Source organism: Streptomyces sp. NPDC088246 (assembly GCF_044741025.1).
GTDB lineage: Bacteria > Actinomycetota > Actinomycetes > Streptomycetales > Streptomycetaceae > Streptomyces.
Window position 1 is genome coordinate 1 of the sequence record NZ_JBIURV010000021.1, and the last position, 24,122, is coordinate 24,122.

Annotated in this window: 20 protein-coding genes and 2 pseudogenes; 10 read left to right on the top strand and 12 right to left on the bottom strand. The window is 69.7% G+C overall.

What is annotated here, in order from left to right:
- Nucleotides 1–281: 281 nt before the first annotated feature.
- From ACIPEK_RS26620 to ACIPEK_RS26645, 6 genes and pseudogenes are all read left to right on the top strand, one after another.
- Nucleotides 282–2,801: a DUF4118 domain-containing protein gene (locus ACIPEK_RS26620; protein WP_402000748.1), complete on the top strand. Its 2,520-nt coding sequence runs from the start codon at nucleotides 282–284 to the stop codon at nucleotides 2,799–2,801.
- Between the two features lie 250 nt (nucleotides 2,802–3,051).
- Complete coding sequence (gene kdpF, locus ACIPEK_RS26625) at nucleotides 3,052–3,141, top strand: K(+)-transporting ATPase subunit F (RefSeq protein ID WP_093898595.1); 90 nt, start codon at nucleotides 3,052–3,054, stop codon at nucleotides 3,139–3,141.
- A gap of 12 nt (nucleotides 3,142–3,153) precedes the next feature.
- On the top strand, nucleotides 3,154–4,818 hold the full coding sequence (kdpA, locus tag ACIPEK_RS26630; RefSeq protein WP_402000751.1) for a potassium-transporting ATPase subunit KdpA: 1,665 nt from the start codon (nucleotides 3,154–3,156) through the stop codon (nucleotides 4,816–4,818).
- On the top strand, nucleotides 4,818–6,947 hold the full coding sequence (kdpB, locus tag ACIPEK_RS26635; RefSeq protein ID WP_402000754.1) for a potassium-transporting ATPase subunit KdpB: 2,130 nt from the start codon (nucleotides 4,818–4,820) through the stop codon (nucleotides 6,945–6,947). Before kdpA ends, kdpB begins: the two co-directional genes overlap by 1 nt.
- 35 nt (nucleotides 6,948–6,982) lie before the next feature.
- Complete coding sequence (kdpC, locus tag ACIPEK_RS26640) at nucleotides 6,983–7,612, top strand: potassium-transporting ATPase subunit KdpC (protein WP_402000757.1); 630 nt, start codon at nucleotides 6,983–6,985, stop codon at nucleotides 7,610–7,612.
- Nucleotides 7,613–7,732: 120 nt separating this feature from the next.
- Nucleotides 7,733–7,903: pseudogene (locus ACIPEK_RS26645) on the top strand (diaminopimelate decarboxylase); the annotation flags it as partial.
- Nucleotides 7,904–8,067: 164 nt separating this feature from the next.
- Here ACIPEK_RS26645 and ACIPEK_RS26650 read toward each other — a convergent pair.
- From ACIPEK_RS26650 to ACIPEK_RS26705, 12 genes are all read right to left on the bottom strand, one after another.
- A complete protein-coding gene (locus tag ACIPEK_RS26650) occupies nucleotides 8,068–8,694 on the bottom strand; it encodes a glyoxalase (RefSeq protein WP_402000760.1) in 627 nt (208 codons plus the stop codon).
- 5 nt (nucleotides 8,695–8,699) lie between these two features.
- A complete protein-coding gene (locus tag ACIPEK_RS26655; RefSeq protein WP_402000763.1) occupies nucleotides 8,700–9,164 on the bottom strand; it encodes a helix-turn-helix transcriptional regulator in 465 nt (154 codons plus the stop codon).
- 336 nt (nucleotides 9,165–9,500) lie between these two features.
- On the bottom strand, nucleotides 9,501–9,911 hold the full coding sequence (locus tag ACIPEK_RS26660) for a VOC family protein (RefSeq protein ID WP_402000765.1): 411 nt from the start codon (nucleotides 9,909–9,911) through the stop codon (nucleotides 9,501–9,503).
- Between the two features lie 189 nt (nucleotides 9,912–10,100).
- Entirely contained in the window at nucleotides 10,101–11,777 is a 1,677-nt protein-coding gene (locus ACIPEK_RS26665; RefSeq protein ID WP_402000768.1) for an IPT/TIG domain-containing protein, read from the bottom strand.
- Nucleotides 11,778–12,562: 785 nt separating this feature from the next.
- Nucleotides 12,563–13,924 (bottom strand): aldehyde dehydrogenase family protein, encoded by a 1,362-nt coding sequence (locus tag ACIPEK_RS26670; RefSeq protein ID WP_402000771.1) that lies wholly within the window; start codon nucleotides 13,922–13,924, stop codon nucleotides 12,563–12,565.
- Between the two features lie 37 nt (nucleotides 13,925–13,961).
- Nucleotides 13,962–15,737, bottom strand: coding sequence for an asparagine synthetase B family protein (locus ACIPEK_RS26675; RefSeq protein ID WP_402000774.1), 1,776 nt, complete (start codon nucleotides 15,735–15,737; stop codon nucleotides 13,962–13,964).
- 82 nt (nucleotides 15,738–15,819) lie between these two features.
- Nucleotides 15,820–16,362: a hypothetical protein gene (locus ACIPEK_RS26680; RefSeq protein ID WP_402000777.1), complete on the bottom strand. Its 543-nt coding sequence runs from the start codon at nucleotides 16,360–16,362 to the stop codon at nucleotides 15,820–15,822.
- Between the two features lie 99 nt (nucleotides 16,363–16,461).
- Nucleotides 16,462–17,373 carry a hypothetical protein gene (locus ACIPEK_RS26685; RefSeq protein ID WP_402000780.1) on the bottom strand — a complete coding sequence of 304 codons (912 nt, stop codon included), beginning with the start codon at nucleotides 17,371–17,373 and terminating at the stop codon, nucleotides 16,462–16,464.
- Nucleotides 17,370–17,792: a hypothetical protein gene (locus tag ACIPEK_RS26690; protein WP_402000783.1), complete on the bottom strand. Its 423-nt coding sequence runs from the start codon at nucleotides 17,790–17,792 to the stop codon at nucleotides 17,370–17,372. Before ACIPEK_RS26690 ends, ACIPEK_RS26685 begins: the two co-directional genes overlap by 4 nt.
- Nucleotides 17,789–18,853 carry a hypothetical protein gene (locus ACIPEK_RS26695; protein ID WP_402000786.1) on the bottom strand — a complete coding sequence of 355 codons (1,065 nt, stop codon included), beginning with the start codon at nucleotides 18,851–18,853 and terminating at the stop codon, nucleotides 17,789–17,791. The genes ACIPEK_RS26690 and ACIPEK_RS26695 overlap by 4 nt, the downstream gene beginning before the upstream one ends.
- The gene (locus ACIPEK_RS26700) at nucleotides 18,850–19,569 is read right to left on the bottom strand and encodes a cupin domain-containing protein (RefSeq protein WP_402000789.1); all 720 of its coding nucleotides are present in this window, start codon (nucleotides 19,567–19,569) and stop codon (nucleotides 18,850–18,852) included. The genes ACIPEK_RS26695 and ACIPEK_RS26700 overlap by 4 nt, the downstream gene beginning before the upstream one ends.
- A gap of 660 nt (nucleotides 19,570–20,229) precedes the next feature.
- Nucleotides 20,230–20,919 carry a TetR family transcriptional regulator gene (locus ACIPEK_RS26705; protein ID WP_402000792.1) on the bottom strand — a complete coding sequence of 230 codons (690 nt, stop codon included), beginning with the start codon at nucleotides 20,917–20,919 and terminating at the stop codon, nucleotides 20,230–20,232.
- Between the two features lie 122 nt (nucleotides 20,920–21,041).
- Here ACIPEK_RS26705 and ACIPEK_RS26710 point away from each other — a divergent pair, with 122 nt between their 5' ends.
- The 4 genes and pseudogenes from ACIPEK_RS26710 to ACIPEK_RS26725 all read left to right on the top strand — a co-directional run.
- The gene (locus ACIPEK_RS26710) at nucleotides 21,042–21,926 is read left to right on the top strand and encodes an SDR family NAD(P)-dependent oxidoreductase (RefSeq protein ID WP_402000795.1); all 885 of its coding nucleotides are present in this window, start codon (nucleotides 21,042–21,044) and stop codon (nucleotides 21,924–21,926) included.
- Nucleotides 21,923–22,081: a hypothetical protein gene (locus ACIPEK_RS26715; RefSeq protein WP_402000797.1), complete on the top strand. Its 159-nt coding sequence runs from the start codon at nucleotides 21,923–21,925 to the stop codon at nucleotides 22,079–22,081. The genes ACIPEK_RS26710 and ACIPEK_RS26715 overlap by 4 nt, the downstream gene beginning before the upstream one ends.
- 525 nt (nucleotides 22,082–22,606) lie before the next feature.
- Nucleotides 22,607–23,749, top strand: coding sequence for an alpha/beta hydrolase (locus ACIPEK_RS26720; protein ID WP_402001113.1), 1,143 nt, complete (start codon nucleotides 22,607–22,609; stop codon nucleotides 23,747–23,749).
- A gap of 133 nt (nucleotides 23,750–23,882) precedes the next feature.
- Nucleotides 23,883–23,978 (top strand): annotated as a pseudogene (locus tag ACIPEK_RS26725) (IS5/IS1182 family transposase); the annotation flags it as partial.
- Nucleotides 23,979–24,122: the final 144 nt, after the last annotated feature.

Consider the following 24,122-nt stretch of genomic DNA (forward strand, 5'->3'; position numbering starts at 1 on the left):
ATGGTCAGCAGGCTGACCGCGAGCCCGAGCCAAATCGGGCAATACCTCCGCCCGAAACCGCCCGCGGCAGCATGAAACGGTACCGAACACCCTCTGAGATCCGAGGACTGGCTCCCGTCTGCGCGGCCTGCACGAGTCACCGCAGTCCGCCGAGGACGCGATACACCCCGAGGGTGCCCTTGAGGGCTCCGGGCCGGTGTCGTCGAGTGGAACGGCTTTGAGGGGCGCACCATGGAAGGGCGCGAGCACGACATGGGGGCGACCTGGGCAGGAGTCCGCCGGTGGCACGTGGACGGTTGCGGATCTACCTCGGGGCCGCCCCCGGGGTCGGGAAGACGTACACCATGCTCGCCGAGGGGCAGCGGCTGCGTTCACGGGGCGCGGATGTGGTCGTCGGCTTCGTCGAGCCGCACGGGCGTCGGCCGACCGCGGCCATGGCCGACGGTCTGGAGACGATTGCCCGCCGTACGCTGAGCCACCGCGGTGCGCTCTTCACCGAGATGGATCTCGACGCGGTGCTGGCCCGCAGTCCCCAGGTCGCGCTGGTCGACGAGCTGGCCCACTCCAACGTTCCGGGGGCCCGCAACGCCAAGCGATGGCAGGACGTGGAGGAGCTCCTGGCCGCCGGCATCGATGTCGTCACCACGCTCAACGTCCAGCACCTGGAATCCCTCAACGACGTGGTACGGCAGATCACGGGGGTCGCGCAGCGGGAGACCCTGCCCGACGAGGTGGCCCGCCGGGCCGACCAGATCGAACTGGTCGACCTGCCACCGGAGGTGCTCCGCCGCCGCATGGTCCATGGCGACATCTATCCGCCGGACCGCATCGAGTCCGCCCTCACCCACTACTTCCGGGTCGGCAACCTCACCGCCCTGCGCGAAATCGCCCTGCTGTGGCTCGCCGACCGGGTGGAGGAGGGGCTGCAGCGCTACCGCGCGGAACACGGCATCGTCGCTCCCTGGGAGACCCGGGAGCGCATCCTGGTGTCCCTGAGCGGCGGGCCGGAGGGCGAGACCCTCATCCGCCGTGCCGCGCGGATCAGCGCTCGTACCCCCGGCACCGAGTTGCTGGCCCTCCACGTGGTCCCGGAGGACGGGCTCACCGGCGTCGACCCGGCGGTCCTGGACACCCAGCGCACCCTTGTGGAGTCGCTCGGCGGCACCTACCACCAGACCACTGGCGAGGACGTTGTCGACGCCTTGCTCCAGTTCGCCGAGGCGGAGAACGTCACCCAGATCGTGCTGGGCGCGAGTCGGCACGGCCGTCTCGCCTCCCTCCTGAGAGCAGGTGTGGGAGAACGGACGATCAAGGGGTCCGGCCCTATTGACGTGCACATCGTCACCCATAGGGAGGCAGCAGGGTCTGCTGTGGTGAGGATTCCGCATCCGATCCGTGGCACGGGCCCAAGACGGTACTGGGCCGCGCTGGCCGGCGCCGTGATGCTGCTGCCCGTACTGACGGTCCTGCTGACCGCGCTGCGTGGCCATCTCGACCTCTCCAGCGACCTGGTGATCTATCTGCTCGCCGTCGTCGTGGTCGCGCTGGTCGGCGGCCTCTACCCCGCGCTGTTCGCCGCCGTTGCTGCAGCACTGCTCGCCGATTACTACTTCACCGCACCGGTGCACTCGCTGGCCATTGAGCGCCCGGACGAGATCACCGCGCTCGTGGTCTTCATCGCCACAGCCGCTCTCGTCGGCACGGCAGCGGGAACGGCTGCGCAGCGTACGTACCAGGCCGTACGCGCGAAATCGGAGGCGAGGGCGTTGAGCCGTCTGGCCGCCGCCATGATGCGTGGCCAGGATCTGACGGCACTGGTGGAGCAGATCCGGGAGAATTTCGGCCTCAGCGCGATCAGCCTGCTCGAAAGGGATCCGGAAGCATCCCCCGTGCCCCGCTGGTACGTGGTCGCCAGCGCCGGGGAGCGGCCGCCGGAGAAACCCTACGAGGCGGATGTGGAAAGCCCCGTCGACGACAATCTCACGCTGGCTGCTCGCGGCTCGGGACTGAGCACGGAGGACCAGCGCGTTCTCGCCGCATGCGCCGCCGAATTGGGGCTGGCCCATGCCCGGGGGCGGACCGCCGGGCGTTCCGGCGGCACGGACACCTTCGCCGACGCCGAACGCACCCGGGCATCCCTGCTTCTCGCGGCAGGCCGTGATCTGCGTGCTCCGCTGCACACCGCTGAAGCAGCGCTCGTGCGCTTGCGGCGTCGACGCGCCGACGCGCCTGCCCCGGAGGAGGCACAGTTGTTGGACGCTGCCCGCGCGGCGGTGCACCGTGCGGCGCAGTTGGTCACCGATCTCGACGATGTGAGTCGTCTGCACGCCGGGGCACTCGATCTCTACCTCCGCCCGGTCGACCTCAACGAGGTGCTGGGCGCTGCCTTGGACGACCTCGGGCCCGGCGGCCATTCGATCGTTCTGCATCTGCCGGAACAGCTGCCCGACGTGATCGCGGACGCTGCTCTCCTCACCCGCGCCCTGGCCGCACTGGGGGCCGACGCATTGCGTCACAGTCCGCCGGACCGGCCCCCCGTCTTCACCGCCGAGGTCCAGGCCGGCTGCGTGAAGATTCGGGTGAAGGACGGCGTGCCCGTCCGAGGTCCGGAACTGATCGCCGCGGCCTCCCGGGCTCCGGGTACCAGGGCCGACAGCCTGGCTCTGCGGCTGTCGCGCGACTTGGCCGAGGCCATGGACGGGACCCTGGAGACGACCGCTGAGGGCCCCGCCTTCACGGCGATGCTCACTCTTCCGAGTTCCGCGCCCGGCGGCAGCGCGACATCGGGCCGCGTCGAGTGAATCCCTGCACTCCACCGTCATCCCATCGGCGCACAGGACGGCAGGGCATTCTCGAAGTCAACTGATATAGCGTCAGAAATGAATCAACCTCGTATTCCGGATCAACCCCCTATTCCAACCGGGAAGGCTGAACAAGCCTGCCCCTGATGACTCTGCGGGGTGCCTCGCGCATGTCGGACGTCGCGTACATCGGCCTCACGGTAGTGGTGTTCGTCCTCATCGGCCTGGCCGCCAAGGGGGTCGGACGCCTGTGAGCGTGGAAAACATCGTCGGCTTGATCGTTGCCGCGTGCCTCGTCATCTACCTGGTCATCTGCCTGATCTTCCCCGAGAAGTTCTAGGAGAAGGTCCGGATGAACGACACTCTCGCGGGATGGCTCCAGGTACTCGCCCTGGTGGTCGCGCTAGGTCTCTCGTTCCGCCCGCTGGGCGGCTACATGGCCCGCGTCCTGACCACCGATCACCATTGGCGGGCCGAGCGCCTGATCTACCGGGCAGGCGGAGTGAACGGCGACGCCGACCAGAAGTGGTCCGTCTACCTGCGCAGCATCCTGGCCTTCGCCGCAGTATCGGTCCTGTTCCTGTACGCATTTCTGCGCCTGCAGAACCATCTCTTGCTGTCCCTGGGAATGAAGCCGGTCACCACGGACCAGTCGTTCAACACCGCGGCATCCTTCGTCACCAATACCAACTGGCAGTCGTACTCCGGCGAGTCGACCATGGGCCACTTGGTCCAGATGGCGGGCCTCGCGGTGCAGAACTTCGTCTCCGCGGCCGTGGGTATCGCCGTCGTGGCCGCGCTGATCCGGGGTTTCAGCAGGAAGCAGACCGATCGCGTCGGGAATTTCTGGGTGGACCTGACGCGGATTGTGCTGCGCGTTCTGCTGCCCCTTGCGTTTGTCTTCGCGATCGTTCTGGTGGCCGCCGGTTCCGTTCAGAATTTCCATGGAATCCACGACATCACCACCATCGCGGGCGGGCACCAGGGCGTGACCGGTGGCCCCGTCGCCTCCCAGGAGTCCATCAAGGAACTTGGCACCAACGGCGGCGGTTTCTACAACGCGAACTCTGCACACCCCTTCGAGAACCCCAACGCCTTCACCAACCTGATCGAGATCTACCTCATGCTGGTCATCGCGTTCTCGCTGCCGCGGACTTTTGGGACGATGGTCGGCGACAACCGACAGGGCTACGCGATTGTTGCCGTGATGGCATTGATCTGGGCCGCATCGGTCGCCATCGTGACCGCCAACGAACTGCACAGCGTCAGCAGCACGGCCGGTCACGCGGCCGGCGGAATGATGGAGGGCAAGGAGACGCGGTTCGGGATCTGGGCCTCGGCCCTGTTCGCCGTGTCCACCACCCTTACGTCGTGCGGAGCGGTCAACTCCTTCCACGACTCGTACACGCCGGGCGGCGGCGGAATGACGATCTTCAACATGATGCTGGGGGAGATCGCGCCCGGCGGCACCGGCTCCGGGCTCTACGGGATCCTGATCCTGGCGATCGTCGCGGTCTTCGTCGCCGGACTGATGGTCGGCCGTACGCCCGAGTACCTGGGCAAGAAGCTCCGGGGCCGGGAGATGAAGTTCGCCTCGCTCTACATCCTGACCACGCCCGCACTCGCGCTGGTCGGTGCGGGGCTCGCGATGGCATTCCCGGGTGAAAGGGCCGCCATGCTCAATTCCGGACCGCACGGCTTCTCCGAGGTCCTGTACGCCTTCGCGTCGGCTGCGAACAACAACGGCTCGGCGTTCGCGGGGCTGAGCGTGAACACCGTCTGGTACAACACCACACTCGGTGTGGTCATGCTCGTCGGCCGGTTCCTGCCGATGGTGTTCGTCCTGGCACTCGCCGGCTCGCTCGCCGGGCAGCAGCCGGTTCCGGTCACCGCGGGCACCCTGCCCACTCACCGGCCGCAGTTCGTCGGGCTGTTGACCGGAGTGATCCTCATCGTTGTCGGTCTGACGTACTTTCCCGCGCTCGCACTCGGCCCCCTTGCGGAGGGTCTGCACTGATGTCCACGACCACCACTCCCGTTCCCACCCCACCGGGCGCAGGGCGTCAGCAGTACCGGGTCTCGGGCGGACTGCTCGATCCCAAGCAGCTTCTGACGTCCTTCCCCGACGCTCTGCGCAAGCTGGATCCGCGCTCGATGGTCCACAACCCCGTCATGTTCGTGGTGGAGGTCGGGGCGGTGCTGACCACACTGTCGGCCATCAGGGCGCCCAGCGTCTTCGCCTGGGTGATCACGGCATGGCTCTGGCTGACGTCGGTCTTCGCCAACCTTGCCGAAGCCGTGGCCGAGGGACGCGGCAAGGCCCAGGCGGAGACCCTGCGCCGCACCAAGACGACGACGAAGGCCCGCCGTCTCACCGGCTGGCGGCCGGGCGCGACCGACGCCGCCGAGGAGGAAGTTCCGGGCGCCGACCTTCGTCTGGGCGATCACGTCGTCGTCGAGGCCGGGCAGACCATCCCCGGCGACGGCGATGTGATCGAGGGCATCGCGAGCGTCGACGAATCGGCCATCACGGGCGAGTCGGCGCCGGTGATCCGCGAATCGGGCGGCGACCGGTCGGCGGTCACGGGCGGCACCAAGGTGCTCTCGGACCGGATCGTTGTGAAAATCACCTCGAAGCCGGGGGAGACCTTCATCGACCGGATGATCGCCCTCGTGGAGGGGGCCGCGCGGCAGAAGACGCCGAACGAGATCGCGCTCAACATCCTGCTGGCATCCCTCACGATCATCTTTCTGATCGCGGTGGCGACCCTGCAGCCCTTCGCCATCTTCGCGGGGGCCGAGCAGCCCATCGTCATCCTCGCGGCCCTCGTGGTGGCCTTGATCCCTACGACGATCGGCGCGCTGCTGTCGGCGATCGGCATCGCGGGCATGGACCGGCTCGTGCAGCGCAACGTACTGGCGATGTCCGGACGCGCGGTGGAGGCCGCGGGCGACGTCAATACCCTCCTGCTCGACAAGACCGGCACCATCACCCTCGGCAACCGCCAGGCCGCCGAGTTCCTGCCGGTGGACGGGGTGAGCATCGAGGAGCTCGCGGACGCCTCCCAGCTGTCGTCGATCGCCGACGAGACGCCTGAAGGCCGCTCGATCGTCGTCCTCGCCAAGCAGCAGTACGCGCTTCGTGGCCGTAGCGAAGGAGAACTGGACCGGGCACAGTTCGTACCTTTCACCGCTCAGAGCCGGATGAGCGGTGTCGACCTCAACGATCCTCAGGAAACCCTGTCTTTGCGCAAGGGAGCGGCGACGGCAGTGATGCGCTGGGTCCGTGACAACGGCGGCCACCCCACGGCAGAGGTCGGCGGCATCGTCGACGGAATCTCTGCGAGCGGCGGCACCCCGCTGGTCGTCGGCGAGGTGTCCCGGCGCGGCGGTACGCCGACCGCCCGCGTCCTGGGCGTCATCCACCTCAAGGACGTAGTCAAGGAGGGCATGCGGGAGCGGTTCGACGAGCTGCGCCGCATGGGCATCAGAACCGTCATGATCACGGGTGACAACCCGCTGACCGCGCGCGCCATCGCGCAGGAGGCGGGCGTCGACGACTTCCTCGCCGAGGCCACGCCCGAGGACAAGATGGCCCTGATCCGCCGCGAACAACACGGCGGCAAGCTGGTCGCGATGACCGGCGACGGTACGAACGACGCGCCCGCGCTCGCCCAGGCGGACGTCGGCGTGGCGATGAACACCGGTACCTCGGCCGCGAAGGAGGCCGGGAACATGGTGGACCTGGACTCCAACCCGACCAAGCTGATCGAGATCGTCGAGATCGGCAAGCAGCTGCTGATGACCCGCGGCGCGCTGACGACGTTCTCGATCGCCAACGACGTGGCGAAGTACTTCGCGATCATTCCGGCGATGTTCGCCATGGTCTACCCGGGCCTGGACAAGCTCAACATCATGCGCCTGCACAGCCCGACCTCGGCGATCGCCTCCGCGATCGTCTTCAACGCGCTGATCATCATCGCGCTGATCCCGCTGGCGCTGCGCGGCGTGCGCTACCGGCCGTCCTCCGCCGCGACACTGCTCAGCCGCAACATCTGGATGTACGGGCTCGGCGGGCTGGTACTGCCCTTTGTGGGCATCAAGCTGCTCGACCTCTTCATTCAGTTCCTCCCCGGCCTGCGCTGACAGACGGCCCGACGAGAGAAGAAGGCGATCCCACGGTGCGCACCCACCTTCCCCCCGTACTCCAGCACCATCTGACCGCCTTGCGGATGCTGCTGGCGTTCACCGTGATCACCGGCATCGCCTATCCACTGCTCGTCACCGGCATCGCCCAGGCCGGTCTCTCCCACCAGGCCAACGGTTCCCTGCTGACGACGAACGGCACGCCTGTGGCCTCCAGCCTGATCGGCCAGAACTTCGCCCTGCCGAAGAAGAATCCCCAGGACGCGAGGGAGCCGCTGCGCCCCGACCCCAAGTGGTTCCAGCCCCGCCCGTCCGCCGGCGGCTACGACCCCACGATCTCCGGCGCCTCCAACCTGGGCCCGAACAACACCGACCTGATCGAGACCGTCAGGGACCGCCGTGCTGCCGTCGCCGCCTTCGACGGGGTCCCGCCCACGTCCGTCCCCGCGGACGCCGTCACCGCCAGCGGCTCCGGGCTCGACCCGGCGATCTCCCCGGCGTACGCCTACGAACAGGTCGACCGTGTCGCGAAGGCCCGCCGCCTCGACCCCGTCGAGGTCAAGAGGCTGGTCGCCCACCACGTCCAGGGACGTGTTCTCGGATTTCTGGGTCAGGAACGCGTCAATGTCGTCGAACTCAACCACGATCTGGCCAGGCTGATGTGACCAGAATGTGGGGGTGCCGAGGCGTGACGGGTCCGTGCCGTCAAGCGTGGGCGTGGCCGGACGTGTCGAGTTCCGCCCCGACCTGGTTGGCCAGGTCACCGTGACCAGACGCGCGGTGACCCGGGCGACCTGGTCGCCATCCCGGTCGCGGGCGCCTACCACCTCTCCATGGCGTCCAGTTGCAACGCGGTCGGCCGCCCGCCGGTGGCCGCCGTCCACGACGGCCGCGCGCGGCTGCTGGTCCGCCGCGAATCCCTCGCCGACATCAACAGCCGCGACGTCGGTCTCTGAACCGCGCGCCCCGAACCCCACAGCCGGCAAGGCGTGCGATGGACCCGGTCCGAGTGACGATGGCGGTCGGCCGCGGCGGGCGCATCAGCTCGGCACCCGGCACCGCCCCGAGCCAGGCTGCCGTCTCGTGACCGGCGACCAGGCAGGGCAGGCAGCAGGGACACTCAGGGCGCGAGTGCCGGCGATGCGGCCTCCCATGCAAACCCGTCCGGGTCGGTGAAAGGCCCGGCATCGCCACCGATCGTGATGCGGTGCGCTCCGGTGCCGTCGGGAGAGATACCGGCGTCCTTGGCAAGGGCGCGGCGCCTGTACAGCGCCAGCTTGACGGGATTCGACCCAGCAGCGAACTCGACGTACATGCCGCCGAAGCTCTTCGCCACGGCGAGGCCTCGGCCGACGTAGAACCGCTTGCTCGCGGTCACGTCCGCGACTCCCAGCAGGAGCACGATCTCGTCGAACTGCCGGGTGGCCGGGCCGGTGTCCTTCTTCGCCGAGGTCGCGACCTTCCAGACCGTCCCGTCCGGGGCTTGTACGACGCCGCCGTAGCCCCAGAGCGACTTCGCGGCAGGCTTCAGCGGCGTGGCGCCGGCGTCGAGGGCGGCGTCGATGAGGCCGTTGACGGTGGCCGGCTGGGACACCGTGAGCGACAGCGTGAACCCGCGGAAGCCGGTCGTCGGTGCCTGCGAGGCCCGCAGGCGCACCTGTGTGTCCAAACCGAAGGCCGTGGTGTAGAAGTGGTTGGCGGCCGTGGGGTCGGCCACGTCGAGGGTGACGGATTCGATGGATGCCATGGCCATCACGCTAGTTGCGGCTCGGCGACCGGCGCTTCTCGATTCCTGACCGGTCTTGTCACTTGTTTTGCCACACACGGTGGCATCCCGGCCGCAGCGCCCGTTGCGCGGCGCCGGTAGTCGCTGGGCGGCATGCCGACCAGCTCGGTGAAACGGGTGCTGAAGGTGCCCAGGGATGAGCAGCCGACCGCGAAGCAGACCTCGGTGACGCTGAGGTCGCCACGACGCAGCAGTGCTGCCGCGCGCTCGATACGACGCGTCATAAGGTATGAGTACGGCGACTCGCCGTAGGCCAGCCGGAACTGGCGGCTGAGGTGGCCGGCGGACATGTTCACGCCGCGGGCGAGCGCCTCGACGTTCAGCGGCTGCGCGTACTCCCGGTCGATCCTGTCGCGGACGCGGCGCAGTCGCGCAAGGTCGCTCAGGCGCTGCGCCGTGGTGCGTGCGCGCCCCCACGAGGGGTGACACATGAGAGAACTCCTTTTCATCGATGACCACGAGCACCTGGGTTGCATGCCGGGGCAGGCGGCGAGGTGCTGACCGGCTTGCCGGAGTCGTCGAGCCGGTCGAGCAACTGCTCGACGTCGGTGGGATGGAGGCCGTGGTCGGCTCGGCGGGGATGTGGACGCCGCCCTTGTGGGCGGCCGGCGTGCGCGCCTCGGCCTCGGCGGCCGACCGCGAGCACCTGTGCGATGGTGCGGTCGCCGAGGGGTGGTCGAGGACAGCGGCCCGGAAGCGCCGGCCGCCGCATTCTTCGCAGGTGGTCGCGACGCCGGCCATCATGGCCGAATCGATGACCGGACGGCTCAGCGAAGCTCCTGGATGCGGACCAGGTTGCCCGCGGGATCGCGGAAGGCGCAGTCGCGGATGCCGTACGGCTGCTCGGTCGGCTCCTGGACGACCTCGGCGTCGCCGGCCTGCAGCTTCTCGAAAGTACTGTCGAGGTCCCGGGTGGCCAGCAGGATCCAGCCGTAGGTGCCCTTGGCCATCATCTCGGCGATGATGCGGCGCTCGTCCTCGGTGACCCCGGGGTCGGCGGCCGGCGGCGCCAGGAGGATGGACGTGCCGGGCCGGTCGGCGGGGCCGACCGTGATCCAGCGCATCTTGCCCTGTCCGACGTCGCTGCGGACCTCGAAGCCGAGGGCGTCGCGGTAGAAGGCCAGGGACGCGTCCGGGTCGTCGTGCGGGAGGAAACTCGTGTGAATGGTGATGTCCATGACGGTCAGACTAGATGCGGCTTCGTGACCCGCGCTTCTCGATTCCTGATCGATCCGGCCACCTGTTTCGCCACACACGGTCGCATCCCCGCCGTCGCGCGCGGCCATCCCTCTTGCCGGGGTGCGCGGGCCGCCGTGCCGGGGCTGGGCGCTTTGCGGCGGGGCCCGGGAGGCTGTCCGACTTGCTTTTCAGACGGACGGGTTGTCCTGGTAGGTGAAGGAGTTCCAGGAGGTGCTGCCGCCGGCGGTGGTGACCGAGATGGTGATGTTCTGGCCTGCCGATTGTGGTGGGGCGATGGCACTGATCTGGGTGTCGGAGATGACGGAGAAGTCGGCGGGGACGTTCTCGAAGGTGACCTGTTGCGTGGTGGCGAGTCGGATGCCCGTGAGGGTTACGGGGGTACCGCCGCTGGTCGATGCGGTGTTGGGGGTGACGTTGGTGATGGTCGGCTGGGGCCAGTAGGTGTAATCGGGGCCGGCCGCAATTCCACCGGGGGTGGTCACGGTGACCGGGACCGTGCCCGGGTTCTGGGCGGAGGCGACGGTGACGGTGAGCTGGGTGTCCGTGGCGGACTGGATGGTGGCGGGGTTGGGGCCGAAGGAGGCGGAGATCGCGCCGGCGAGGTTGAAGCCGGTGATGACGGCGGTGTTGCCGCCGTCGGAGGGGCCTTCGGTGGGGCTGACGTCATTGACCTGGGGGGCTGGGAAGTAGATGAAGTCCCCCAGGAAGCCGGTGCCGCCGGGGGTGGTGACTGTCACGGGGACCGCTCCGGCCCCGGCAGGGTTGACGACGGTGATCGAGGTCGCGGTGTTGGTAAGGATGGTGGCGCTGGCGGTGCCGAAGTGGACGGCGGTGGCGTTGGCGAGGTTGTGGCCGTTGGCGGTCACGATGGTGCCGCCCGCGGTGCTTCCCTCGTTGGGGATCAGGGTCAGCGGGATGACGCTGAGTGTGCCTGCGTCGGTGTTGGTCACGTAGAGGCGGGAGTCGTCCGGGGTGACGGCGACGCCGGTTGGTCCTTCCCCGACGCGCAGGTTCCCGGCGAGCGTATTGGTGGCGGTGTTGATCACGCTGACGGTGTTGGAGCCGTAGTTCGCCACGTAGACGTGGGCGCCGTTCTGGCTGACGGTTACGAAACGCGGCTGGTCCCCCACCACAATGCTGCCAGTAATGGTGTTCGTCGCGATGTCGACCACGGCAACGGTGTCGCTGCCATCATTGCTGACGTAGCCGTGGGCGCCGTCCGGGGTGATCCCCACAACAGCGGGTCCGTCAAGCCCGGTGATGGTGGTGGCAACGGTGTTGGTGGCGGTGTCGATCACGCTGATGGTGTTGCTGGCGAGGTTGCCCACGTAGACATGGGCTCCATCCGGCGTGACCGTCACACCGGTCGGCCCATTGCCCACCGCGATGGTCGCGATGACGGTGTTGGTGGCGGTGTCGATCACACTGACCGTGCTCGCGTTCTGGTTCGCCACATAGACGCGGGCCCCGTCCGGGGTGACCGACACACCCGTGGCTCCCGCCCCCACCGCGACGCTCGCGGTGACGGTGTTCGTCGCTGTGTCGATCACGCTGAGCAGTGCAGCGTCGGCCACGCTCACGTAGACGTGGGCCCCGTCAGGTGCCATCGCCACGAGCGTGGGCCCCGCGCCTGTGGCGATGGTTGCGGTGACGGTGTTGGTGGCGGTGTCGATCACGCTGACCGCGTTCGACGACCTGTTGGCCACATAGGCGCGTGTCCCGCCGGGCGTGAGAGCCACCCCCAGGGGATTGCCACCAACAGGAATCACGGCGGCGAAGAACGCGGTCAGTGAGAAACGCTTCTCACTCTGCGGAATTGAGCGGACATCGGTCAGGACAGACATGGCATACCCCTTGTTCGCGATGCGGGATGCCGCCCATGTCTCGTGCAGGCGAGAGCCGCATCGCCGTGTGAATCGGACGATGGAGACCAACTCGCCTTTGGGCCGGAGACGATGAGTCGATTCAGAATTACCCTGACAGTCGAGACTTTCAACACATACTCCCAAAGTGTGATGATCGGTCAAATAGTTCGGAGGTCATCAGGTGTACATGCAGGCGCCTGGAGTGGTGGTGTCGTCAGGGACGAGTGGATCAGGCGGTTGACCAGGCCTCGGTCGTAGGCATCGCTGCCGCGGACGCTGTGGCTGTGCGTGCTGCTCACCGCTGTGATCGGCTGGGACCTCTCGCTGACTGTCCCCGTCGCAATCGCGATATGGGCCGGAGCGGCTCCGGGAGGCTTTTGGGCATGTGGGCCGGATCGAAGACAACTTCCAGGTGACGGCCAGTCACCGCCCCGCTGAGTAGGTCCGAAGCGCGGTGCCGGGATTGCTCCCGGTCCGCTTCTCCGGACCTCTCGCTGAACCCGCGGCGCCTCTCAACGCAACGGGCTCTCCACGGTTTCTGCCGTCAGACGGGGTTCGCAGGCTGCCATGGGTTGGGGATCGTGCCGGCCCGGTATCGGTAACGGCTGACCGTGACCGATGCGATCCGGAACAGCTCGACCCCGTCCGCCGCGATCGGAAGCCACCGCCCGTTGGGAGTGGTGAACCGGCGGCGGACGTCGCCCCAACTCCACCGGTGACGTGCCCGCAGCATGCGGATCAGACGCCACCACACGAAGCCACCCTCAGCTCTCGGGTACGCCGGGCGACAGCCGTACCGTCACCGTCTTGGGCCGTTGGTACTCCTGGAGCGCCAGCGTGCTCAGGTCCGTGCCGTGGCCGGACGAGCCACGCCCGCCGTGCGGGAGCTCCGCCGTCTGCACCAGATGGCAGTTGAGCCAGGCCTCGCCCGCGTCGAGGCGGGCCGCAAGATCGAGCCCTGTGCTGAGACCGGTCGTCCAGACACTGGCCGCCAGGGCCTGGGGGACGCTGTTCGCCAGGCCCAGGGCCGCCTCCACGGTGTCCGCGTGCTGGACCGTGAGGAGCGGGCCGAAGACTTCCTCGGTGACCGTCGGGTCGTCGTGCGGGAGATCCGCGAGGAGAAGGGCCGCGCGCCAGTGGCCGTGCTCCGCGCCGGGCGGGGCTGCGATGTCGGCCGCCAGCTGTCGCTTCGCCGATGAGGAGGCGACGAGGGAGTCGTAACGCGCCACCTGGTCCGGGTTGTTCAGCGGGCCGAAGTCGCGGCCTGCCAGCCGAGCACCCATCGCCTTCGTCAGGTGGGCCACCGTCGACTCGTAGTTCTCGGTGAGAGTGATGACCCTGGCCGGCGCCGCGCAGCTCTGGCCCGCGTTGTACGTGGCCGCTTCCGCGAGCGACGCATACGTGTCCGCCGGGGCGTCCGGGAGAACGACGGCCGGGGCGTTGCCGCCCAGCTCCAGGCTGATCCGGCGCGTGCCCGCCCGCGCCGCCACATCCAGGCCCGCCCGGCCGCTGCCCGTGAACGCGACCATGTCCACCGGGGACTCCACCAGCAGCCGACCCGTCCGCCGGTCTCCCGGAAGCGACTGGAGCACGCCCTCGCCCAGGGTCCGCGCGGCGTGCTCCGCCAGCAGTTCCAGCGTGTCCGGAGTGGTCTCCGCAGGCTTCACCACCACCGTGTTGCCCGCGGCGAGTGCCGGGGCGCAGCGCCAGGCCGCCATCATCAGCGGGTAGTTCCAGGGGACGATCACCCCGACCACGCCCATCGGCTCCCAGCGCACCCAGCTCTCGTGCCCGGACACCAGCCGGCCCGCCGCCGGGGCCGTCCGGGTCCGTGCCGCCGTCGCGTAGAAGCGGAACAGATCCGCCACCTGCTCGATCTCGCCCGCCGTCTCCGTATCCGGCTTGCCCGTTCCGGCCCGCTCACGAGCCGCGTACTCTGCCGCGCTGGCCTCGATCAGCGTCGCCAGCCGGTCCAGGCGCCGCGCCCGGTCCCTGGGGGTCAGGGCGCGCCACGTGCCCAGCGCCGTACGGGCCGCTGCCACGGTCACAGCCACCTCGGGCTCGCGGGAGACGGGCGCCGTGCCGCGGGAACGGCCCGTGCGAGGGTCGGTGAGTTCAGTGTTCATCGTTGCTTCCCGCTCGTCGCTTCCTGCTGCTCGTTCCTCACAACGCGTACGATCGCAGCCACAGTTCCAGCGTCAGCACCAGCCACAGCTTGCCGCCCTGACGGGGCAGAAGCGTGCCCTCGCCCTTCATCCAGGTGCGGACCGTGTCCGGGCGGAACAGGCCTCGGCCGGCCGACTGCCGGCTCAGCAGCAGATCGTTCCCGAGATCGCGCAGAGGACCCGTCAGCCACTGCTGCACCGGCACCCGCATCCCGCTCTTCGGGCGGTCGACGACCGTGTCGGGCAGGAGGTCGCGCACGGCCTCCTTGAGGATCCACTTTTCCACCGAGCCACGGAGTTTGTACGTCGGCGGCGTCGCGAACGCGTGGTCGACGACCCGGCGGTCGAAGAGCGGTGCCCGGCCTTCGATGCCCTGCGACGCCGTCAGGCGCTCCACCTTTGTCAGGATGTGGTGCGCGCCCTTGGTCCGCAGGTTGCAGTGCAGAAGCTGGTTGAGGAGATGGCCCATGCGGTGCGGACTGTCGGCGCCCGGAGTCAGATACGGCTCCACGAACCGCTGGGGGCGCGGGGCGTCCCGCAGCGCGTCGAGCGTCTGCGCGGTCAGCAGCGTCGGGAGGTCCGTCCAGCACTTGCGGTACGAGCGCAGATACGCCGTCGCCCGGTCCTCGTCCCAGGGCGCCCCCGGTTCACGGTGCATCTCCTGCACCAGCATCGGGAGGTTCTTCGGGCCGCCGAACACGGGGTCGCCTCCCTCGCCGTTGAGCACCACCGAGGCGCCGTCCGCGGCCACGGCCTCCGCGAGCAACAGGTTCGGGACCGTCAACGGATCGCCCACCGGACTGTCCAGGAGCGCAGCTGCCTCCGCGAGCCGTGAGGCGACCGTCTTTCCCGACACGTTCAGAACCCGGTGGCGGGTACGGCAGTGGGCGGCCACCAGGCCCGAGTAGCCCAGCTCGTTGGGGAGTTCGTCGCCGAAGCTGATCGAGTATGTGTGCACCGGATGGCTGTGGAGCTTCGCCGCCAGCGCGGTGACGAGGGAGCTGTCGATCCCGCCGGAAAGAAGGACCGCAGCCGGCTCCGCCTCCGGGAGCCTGTCGCCCGTCGCCCGCTCCAGGAGCGCCCGCAGGGCCAGGACATGCTCCGTCGGATCCTGCGGCACCGGCTGCGCGATGTGCTCGCGGGGCTCCCAGTGCACTGCTTCGGTGACCGTGCCGTCCTGCGACAGCCGCAGCACCCGCCCTGGCAGGACCTCCCGCACGCCGGTCAGGAGCGTCTCCTCGCCAGGCAGATAGGCGAAGGTGAGGAACGCACGGACCGCGGACAGATTCATCGATGTGCCGAGCGCGGGCCAGCGCCGCAGCGCCCTCAGCGAGGTCGAGGCCGCCCAGGCTCCTTCGGCGCGGGCGTAGAAGAGAGTCCGGGCGCCCACCTGGTCGCGGATCAGGATCAGGTCCGTACCGTCCAGCACGGCCAGCACGAACATGCCCTCGGCGAGCGCCACCCCCGCGTCGCCGAGCCGCGCCCAGCAGCGCAACAGCAGTTCACCGTCGGAGCACCGGGCGGGTACGCGGGTCCCCTCGGCGTGCAACGCGGACAGGAGGGCAGGGCGGTTATGGAGGGTGACCTCGCCCACCGCCGTCAGGCCGCATGCCGTGAACGGGCCTTCGGCCCGGCCGGGTTCGCCCGAGATCAGTCCCAGATCAGCCCCGGCGACGTCGACGGCTGCGCGGCGGGTCCCGGCCGCACCCATCGCCTCGACATGGGCCCGGGCCTGCCGGGTGGTCGGGGCCAGGCAGACGCAGAAGCGTGCCATGGACGGCTCCTTTCCTTTGTGTTCCCTGGTCCGTACTGCTACCGCCGCCGCTACGGCTTCCGGTGGTGTCGATGCGGCCGGCTCAGCCGAAGTCGTCGTCGCTCCAGGCGTCGTCGTCGTTGTCCCAGCCCGCGTCCCAGTCATCCGTCCCGTTGTCACCGGAATCGCTGCTCCCGCCTCCGCCGGAGTCGCCCGAGGACGACGACTGGCTCTGTGCCTGCTGCTGGCGGAGCTCTTCTTCCTCCTCCGGGCTCATGCTCAGCGGCGGCAGCTGGGCGGCGGTGATGGCGAGGCCCGCCACTCCCAGGCCCGCGAGCATGACGCCCATCCTGCCGCCGAACGATGTCCGGTTGACCATCACCGTCTCGCCGCGGCCCCACAGGGTGCGGCCGTATCGGATGTCGCGGGCATACATCACCGTGCCATCGGCGAGGGTGCGCTTGATGATGCGGTTGCCGAGGAGTTCGTCGGTGCCGGAGGCGTTCCGGTTGTCGTGCCAGCGCACGAGGGCGCGGTGGGATCCCTCGCGTTGGCGCCACTCCTCCCGGCCGTCCTCGTAGCGCCGGTGGACACTGCCGTCGGCGAGCAGTTCGTCAAAGTAGCCGATCTCTTGAGGTCGGATCATCGTGTGCGTTCCTCGGGTCTGTGGGGCGGTCGTGGCCGCGGGAGCCAGGGCCCGCTCGGACGGGTCACCCCGCGGTTCGCGGGCGGGTGACGCGGTGGATCACGAGGCGGGCCAGGTCAGGAAACCCGTGGTACGCAGCTCGCGCAGTTCGGTCCGCATGGAGTTCCGGGGCGGTCGGGGTCCCCGTGTGAGACGCAGCACCGTACGCACCAGGCGGGGCGGTGACACCGCCGCGATCTGCGCGAACCGTCCCCGCGCCAGCCACGCGGCCTCCTGGGGCCGCAGCGCCGGAGGCCAGGGGCCGAGAGGCGGAGCCGGCGCCGGGCCGCGGCCGGTGGGAAGTCGCAGGGCCGCCGCGTGACGGGGTACGAGTCCGATCGACGCCACCCGTATGCCCGGGACGTGGCCGAGAGCGGCCCTGATCCGCGCCGGGAGCTCGATGCCCTCAGGGCTCGCATCGTGCAGCACATGGACCGTCGCGCCCTCCGCCCGCTCCAGCGCCGCGACGAGGCGAGGGGCGGGCGGCAGAGCATCGACCGCCGCGAGGACGGGGCAGGCCGCCTCCAGATGCACATGGTTGGCCAGCAGCATGCGGGCGATCGAGCGGTCCTGGCAGACGAGAAGGCGGGGCAGCCCGTAGGCGTAGACGTCGGGTTCGGAGGAACCGGGCGTGGCCGGGGGCCGTGGCGGCGCCGATGGTACCGGCGGGAGCAGGCCCTCCACGGTCTCCCTGCCCCGCGCCTCCAGGGCGCGCGTGAACGTGCGCAGGCGCAGGGGAGGGGCCGGGGTCCGCGGTACGCGGGTGAGCAGGGTCGCGGCCGGGCTCAGGACGCGGCAGGTCTCGTAGTAGAGCTGCCGTTCCGTGAACCTGATGCCGCCGGGGCCCGCGGCGCGGGCGGCGGCCCCGGTGATCGCGAGATCGAGGAGGCGGGCGCCCGGCCCGCGGCCGGTTCGGGGAGCCGGGGCGATGGAGGTCCCGTTTCCGGGAGCCTGGGGGCGTCGCGTGGTCATGCGGAACTGGTGCCTTCCTTCTTGGACGCGCCGGTGCCGGGTCGGCCGGTGTCCCGCGCCCGTGGGGTCTGCGGTGCCGGCGGCCAGGTGAGGAAGCCGTTGGTGTGGGCGTGCCGGGGGCCGGGCGGCGGGGCGGCCAGGGGCCGTTCCACCGCCCGGCCACCGGCAGAGCCACGAGCCAGCGGATCCGGGTCGGCACACGCGTAGTTGCGGGTGCGGGACGGGTACCAGAGCTGGGTGAGGGTGATCTTCAGGCGGCCGTGGTCGGTGGCGCGCCCCGCGATGCGCCGGATGCGGATGTGGTGCATGCCCGTGCCGTGGACCGCAGGGTCGAGTGCGAAGCGCTTCCCGCAGCGCGCGCACACCCGGCCGGTGCGCTCCTTGCCCGTGAGCGAGGCGGCGCAGGCGGGGCAGATCACTGCTCACCCGCCCGGTCCTGGGCTGTCGGGCCGGGCCAGGTCATGAAGCCCACGGACGCGGCGCGGCGCCGTTCCGGATCGACGTTGCGGCTGACCTGTTCGGCGATCCGGGTGACGGCGGCGAGAAGCCGGGCGGGAGGCATGCCGACGAGCGGGAACCGCCAGCCCTTTCCCAGCCACTTCAGCTCCTCCTCGGTGAACTCGCCGAGCGCGGTGAGCCGCGCCATGGTCTCCCGGTCGGGCCGACCGCCGCGGTCGCGGCAGGGCACGGCCTGGGCGAGACCGCGGACGGTGCGCAGCGGCAGTCCGGCGTCGATCACCGTGCGTTGCCCCAGACTCTCGCGGACACGCCGGACGAGAAGCTCCCCGTGCGCGTCGGCGTCGTGGAGCACGATCACCGGGCCCTGCGTGGGCAGGGCGCGGACCGCGTCGAGATCCTTGGCCGGCGCGATTCCGTAACGGGCGGGCAGGCCATCGGCGATCAGGAACGCTGTGATGGAGCGGTCGGGGCACAGGAGTACGGCACCGGGCCGAGCGTCGGAAGGTGTACGAGCTCCGGCCCGAGAGGGAACGGGAGGGGTGTCGTCGACCACCCCGGGCGGCAGCCCGCCGTACACGTTCCGCCAGGGCGCCAGCGCCTCCGAACGGAACGCCGCACGGCTCATGACCGGGAAGCCCCGGCTCACACCGGCGGCTCGTGCGAAGGCGAACCCCGCGGAGACGAGCAACAGGGCGCCCGAGACGAGGGCGAGGTACGCGATCTGGGTGAAGATGGCGAAGACGCCGACGAACAGGCCCGCGCCGAGCGAGGCACCCGCACACCCCGGCGCGAACCGGCTCTCCTTGAGGCGCTTGCGAGAGAGCGCGTACCACAACTGGTCCGGCGCCACTGCGATCCTGCCCTCCTCCGTCACCTTGGCGAGGATCCTGCGCACCCGCATGTCACTGAGGCCGAGGGAGTTGGTCTTGGGGTCGAGCGCGTACGTGCGCCTGCAGTGGGAGCAGGTGTTGTTGGGACGCTCCTTGCGGAGCAAGTTCTTCTCGCAGTGCGGACAGATCACCGGCGGGCCTCCAGTGCGGTCGCCACACGGCGCAGTCGTTTGGCCAGACGCTCGCGGACGGTGGTGGTGGCGATGCCCCGGTCCTGCTGAAGGTGCTCGATGTCGCGCAGGGCGGCGGCGAGTGCGCGGTAATCGGTGGCGGTGGCCACGGCCACCTGGCCGGCCGGCAGGGTGTCGTCCGAGGCGCGGCGCTCCGCCTCCCCGGCGGTTATCGCGTAGTCCTCATGGTCGATCCCGTAACCGGTGTTGGCTGCGAGGATCGTCAGCGGATCGGTGCCCCTGTTCGCGAAGGAGTGGGGCATCATCTCCGGAATCCGTATCAACATCCCGGGAGTCAGCGGGACTTCGGTGACCCGGCCGCGATCCGCGTCGTGGAGGCCGCACGCCGCATGGCCCAGGCTGAGGACGAAGTGTTCACCGCCGTGGGCATGCGGGGTGAAGGCGCTGCGCGGCCCCACGACACCGAGTTTGACCGTGGCGTTCGAAGGACGTTCGGGGGAGGTTGCCGCGTCGCCCACCAGGTAGTGGGCGAACTGCCCGTCATCAATGAAGCGGAGGAAATGCCGCTCGGGCCCCAGCTCGCGGGCGCCCTCGCGGTCGGCCAGCTCGATGCCTCCGTCCGGCCTCAGGTGGTACAGCTCCACACCCTCGGGGAGCGTGGCCCACGCTCCGCCCGGCATGGCGTCGGATATGCCGTCATACGGTCTCCCGGACATCGCGCCTCCCCCTGTGTTCCTGTGCGCGGCGCGCGCTTCGCAAGCGCATCGTATGGCCTTGATTCACAACAAGGGGAGCCTCTGGAGCGACTCTTGGGCAACGTGCGCAGGAATGGTGGGTAAACGCGCGTCGGGCGGACGGCAGTGCACGCGGGGTGTGGACCACGGTCGTTTGGGCGCCGTGCTGTCACTTCCGGGTGGGTGCGGGCCGGTGTGCGCAGCGGTGCGTCAGGGCGATGACGGGTCAGGACGTGGGTGCCGACCGGACCGGTTGTCTCCAAGAGGGCGCACATGCCCGTGGGGTCGATGAAGGAGTGGGATCGGGACTCCGTCGTCGTCTCGGGGAGGTCGGAGAGGCGCGTGGTGGTGGTCACTCAGCAGGGCTCGGTGCTCACCGAGTCGTGCCGTACGTGCCAGAGTTCGCGTCCGCGCTCGCGCCGCGCAGGCCGGGGTCCTGGAGCGAGGCGAAGGCGATGCTGCGGGCAGATGCGGTCGGTGTTGTGGCACAGGCGGCGGTCGGCGGGCAATGCTCAGCACATCGTCGGCGGCCCGTTCATTCCGAGGCGAGGAGAACGCCAGGGGCAGCGGGCCTGAAGGGCGGCCCGGCGGCCGATGCGGAGGTCACGCTGGGGCATGGGGTGCACCTTGTTCGTGGTCCGGTCAGGTCGAGCGGGTGGCGTAGCCGGTGAGCAGGGCGCTCAGGACGTCGGTCAGCCTGGGTTCGACATCGACGACGGAGTGGGACAACTCGGGGTCGGTCTCGTAGAAGGTGCGCAGTTGGGTGCCGGGGGCGGCCATCTGCCACAGGGCTCCGGCCATCGAGGTGGCGGTCGTCACGACGGTGCGCGCCTGGTCGGCGTTGAGCGGAGTGATCGCGCAGAGCGTGTCGCCGATGTTCGCGACCTCCGCGATGGCGCCCTTCTTGAACGTTCGGACGGTGTCGGTGGAGACGTTGCGTTCCAGGTTCAGCGGGGTGTGGGCCAGCAGGTCGCAGAACAGCGGGCGGGCCACCAGCGTCCGGGCCAGCGTGCCGGCGATCGAGCGGGCGGTCTGGTCCCACTTCTGTCCGCAGGCATCGGGGCAGGGCGTGATGGCCTCGAGGCGGCTGCGTACCTCGGTGGACCAGTCGTGCCATGCGGTGCCGGCCAGGCGCAGGAAGATGTCCTCGCGCGTCTCGAAGTAGCGCAGCATCGCGGACTTGTGCATGCCGACCTCGTCGGCGATGGCGGTCATGGTTACCTCCCTGACCCCTCTGGTCGTGGCGAGGTGTGCCGCTGCCGCGAGGATCTCGCCCTCGCGGGCGGCTTTGGCCTCTGGGCTGCGGGCGCGCAGGAAATCGGCTTTGGTCATGACTGCAACCTAACAAAACCAGGTTGCAGTAATACCGCAACGGCGTTGCGATAGTGAGCGATGGCGTGGAGAGTTACCGAAACCAGGTTGCATTAATAACGCAACCGTGTTTCGGTAGAAGTGTGAACGCACACACCCACACATGGTTCATCGCCGGTTCCTCGCGCGGCTTCGGCCGCAACCTGGCGATCGCCGCGCTCGAGGCCGGCGACAACGTCGTCGCCACGGCACGCAAGCCGGCGCAGCTGGACGACCTCGTGCAGCAGTACGGAGACCGCGTCCTGCCCGTTGCCCTCGACGTCACCGACCGGTCGGCCGCCGTGGCCGGCCTGCAGGCGGCACTCGACCGGTTCGGCAGGGTCGACGTGGTGGTCAACAACGCCGGATACGCCAACGCGTCGGCCGTCGAGATCACGCCCGAGGACGACTTCCGCCGGCAGTTCGACACCAATTTCTGGGGGGTCTACAACGTCTCGACAGCGGCGCTCCCGGTCCTGCGGGCGCAGGGCGGCGGCACGATCGTGCAGTTCTCCTCCATCGGCGGCCGCGTCGGCGGCACGCCCGGCCTCGGCTCCTACCAGGCGGCCAAGTTCGCAGTGGACGGCTTCACCCGGGTGCTTGCGGCCGAGACCGCGCCGTTCGGCATCAAGTACCTGGTCGTCGAACCGGGCGGGTTCGCCACCGACTGGGCCGGCTCCTCGATGCAGACCCCGGACGTGACGCCGGAGTACGACGCGACGGTCGGCGAGATGGTGCGCCTGTTCAGCGGCGCGACCGCCCAGGGCGACCCGAAGCGGGCCGGCGAGATCCTGGTCCGCGTCGTCAAGCACCCCACCCCGCCCACGCACCTCGTCATCGGGGCCGGCGCCGTCCAGATGGCGCAGAACTACTCGCGCAGCCAGCTGGAGGAAGCGGCCACCTGGGAAGCGGTGAGCCGGTCGGCCGACTTCGACCAGGACCCGGTCGAACTCCCCGCCCCCACGCAGGAGGCGGGGGCCCGGTCATGACGCAGTTCACCGACAAGGTGGTGTTCGTCACCGGCGGTGGGAGCGGCATGGGCGCGGCGATGGCTCGGCTGCTCGCCGGTGCGGTGGCGCAGGCGCGCCACCGGCATCGGCTTCGCCTCGCGACTGGAGCGCAGGGCCGCTTCGAGTACGGGTGAGAGCGTGCCGCCCAGCGCGACAACGCCGGCGGGGTGGAGCGGGCGCCGGTGGCAGCCACCTGGCCGGTCAACCACTGCACGGCCTGACCGGCAGCCCGGACGTTCTCGGCGTGCAAGGCCTCGACCGCTGCCGTGATCGCCGCGGCAGCAGCAGCCGCGTCGTCGGGAGCGAAGTGGCTGTGAAGGTCAAGGCGCCGGGTGTCCGGTACGCGCCACGATCCCGCGGGCAGAGGTCGGTGCGGTGGCGCTCCAGCCGATCGAGGACCTCCGGTCCGGCCACGGCGTGCAGGTCGCTGGGCTTCGCAGAGGGATGTCATCCCCCATTCGTTCACGCGGCGGTGTGCGAGGTCCAGGCTTCCGCCGACCTCTGAGATATCCTTTGACCTGCAGTTTTGAGGCCTTGCCGGGGGCGAGGGCGGGGTGTCGATGGCAGTAGCACGACGTCCCGCGGTCTCTCGCGTCCGACGTAAAAAGGTGGAAAGGCGGGTAAACCAACGCGGTGCATACGGCATCCTCTCAAGCGTGATGAGCCTGACGGGGACACCCTTCTTCCTGGCCACGATCGCGCTGGCCGTGGTCACCGTGCTGCTTCCCCTGGTGCTGTGGGGTCGGGTACGCGGCCCCGCCGTGGTGCGCGGCGCGGTCCGCCTGGTGATGGTCGTCCTCGCGCAGGCGGCAGCCGTGCTGAGCGTCTTCGTGATGGTCAACAACACCAACGGCCTGTACGACAGCTGGGCCGACCTGCTCGGCACCGGACACCACATCGTCGCCGCGCCCGATCTCGGGCGCGACGGACTCGGGGATCACAGGCACCTGGCGAACGAGTCGAAGGCCGTACAGGACTTCAGCCTGACGCACGACGCCCGGATGGGCCGGGGCGTCCGCGTCACCCAGCTGAGCGGTCGGGTGTCCGGGGTGCGCGGAGAGGTGTACGTATGGCTGCCGCCGCAGTACGGCCAACCGGCCTTCCGACACCGGAAGTTTCCTGTGGTCGAGCTCCTCGGCGGCTTCCCCGGATCGGCGAAGGCGTGGTTCGGCAGCCTGCAGGTGCAGTCGCAGCTGGAAGCCGGGATGCGGAGTGGGGAGATTGCCCCGTTCATCCTCGTGGAGCCGCGGACCAACCTGCTGGCGGGTCAGGACACCGGGTGCGCCAATGTGCCGGGCGTCGTGGACGCCGAGTCCTGGCTGAGCGTGGACGTCCGGCAGATGGTGACCGATACCTTCCGCGCGCAGAGCCGTGCGAGCGGCTGGGCGGTGGCCGGGTACTCGGCCGGGGCACACTGCGCCGTGAAGATGGCGCTCTCCCACCCCGACCGGTACCGGGCCGCCGTGGGCCTCTCCGGCTACAACGACCCGGCCGCCGAGCGGGTTTCCCTCACGGGCCGGGACCCGGAGCTGCGGCGGGTCAACAACCCGCTGTGGATCCTGCGCCACGCCGCCACCCCGCCGTGCGTCGCGCTCTACCTCTCGGGCGGGCGCAATGACGGCTACCGTGATGGCCTCGCGCTGCGGCGGGCGGCAGCGCCTCCGACGCGGGTGGTGGTGGCCGAGGTGAGCGGGCCCCACACCATCGGGCTGTGGAAACGTCAGGTGCGGCACGTCTTCCGCTGGCTGACGGCCGAACTGTCGCCCTGCACGGGGCGGACCGCTCCCCCGACCGGCATCTGATCGATGGGGGCAGGCCGGACCGGGGCGCCCGGGTACGGCGCGCGGTTCATCTGCGGTGAGCCCTGTCGGTAAGCGCGTGTACGTCCTGCGCCCCGCCTGCCTGGCCATCCAGACGTATCGGCGTGCGCATGGCCGCAAGGGGATCGAGTCCAGCGAACGACTGGGACGCCGCAGGTGGGGCGTCGAGCGAACCATGTCGGCGAAAATCGCTCGCACATCCCGGTCAGCGGCCGAGTCGTCGTGGGGTGTCGAGCGGCCGAGTGTCCCAGGCCGCCGACGGAAACGGTCCTGAAGCCACACCCGACACCCCTGGGTGAGCCAACCCTGCGCATGGCTCGCCCAGCCGGGGCAAGAAGGGAGGACGGTCTTGGCT

Excerpts from the sequence above, each read along its gene's own strand:
- ACIPEK_RS26720 (WP_402001113.1), top strand. The coding sequence starts at position 22,607 with ATGAGCCTGACGGGGACACCCTTCTTCCTGGCCACGATCGCGCTGGCC.
- ACIPEK_RS26670 (WP_402000771.1), bottom strand. The coding sequence starts at position 13,924 with ATGAACACTGAACTCACCGACCCTCGCACGGGCCGTTCCCGCGGCACG.
- ACIPEK_RS26650 (WP_402000760.1), bottom strand. The coding sequence starts at position 8,694 with ATGGCATCCATCGAATCCGTCACCCTCGACGTGGCCGACCCCACGGCC.
- ACIPEK_RS26700 (WP_402000789.1), bottom strand. The coding sequence starts at position 19,569 with ATGTCCGGGAGACCGTATGACGGCATATCCGACGCCATGCCGGGCGGA.
- ACIPEK_RS26705 (WP_402000792.1), bottom strand. The coding sequence starts at position 20,919 with ATGACCAAAGCCGATTTCCTGCGCGCCCGCAGCCCAGAGGCCAAAGCC.
- ACIPEK_RS26665 (WP_402000768.1), bottom strand. The coding sequence starts at position 11,777 with ATGTCTGTCCTGACCGATGTCCGCTCAATTCCGCAGAGTGAGAAGCGT.
- kdpB (WP_402000754.1), top strand. The coding sequence starts at position 4,818 with ATGTCCACGACCACCACTCCCGTTCCCACCCCACCGGGCGCAGGGCGT.
- ACIPEK_RS26685 (WP_402000780.1), bottom strand. The coding sequence starts at position 17,373 with ATGACCACGCGACGCCCCCAGGCTCCCGGAAACGGGACCTCCATCGCC.
- ACIPEK_RS26680 (WP_402000777.1), bottom strand. The coding sequence starts at position 16,362 with ATGATCCGACCTCAAGAGATCGGCTACTTTGACGAACTGCTCGCCGAC.
- ACIPEK_RS26655 (WP_402000763.1), bottom strand. The coding sequence starts at position 9,164 with ATGTGTCACCCCTCGTGGGGGCGCGCACGCACCACGGCGCAGCGCCTG.
- ACIPEK_RS26660 (WP_402000765.1), bottom strand. The coding sequence starts at position 9,911 with ATGGACATCACCATTCACACGAGTTTCCTCCCGCACGACGACCCGGAC.
- ACIPEK_RS26675 (WP_402000774.1), bottom strand. The coding sequence starts at position 15,737 with ATGGCACGCTTCTGCGTCTGCCTGGCCCCGACCACCCGGCAGGCCCGG.
- ACIPEK_RS26715 (WP_402000797.1), top strand. The coding sequence starts at position 21,923 with ATGACGCAGTTCACCGACAAGGTGGTGTTCGTCACCGGCGGTGGGAGC.
- kdpA (WP_402000751.1), top strand. The coding sequence starts at position 3,154 with ATGAACGACACTCTCGCGGGATGGCTCCAGGTACTCGCCCTGGTGGTC.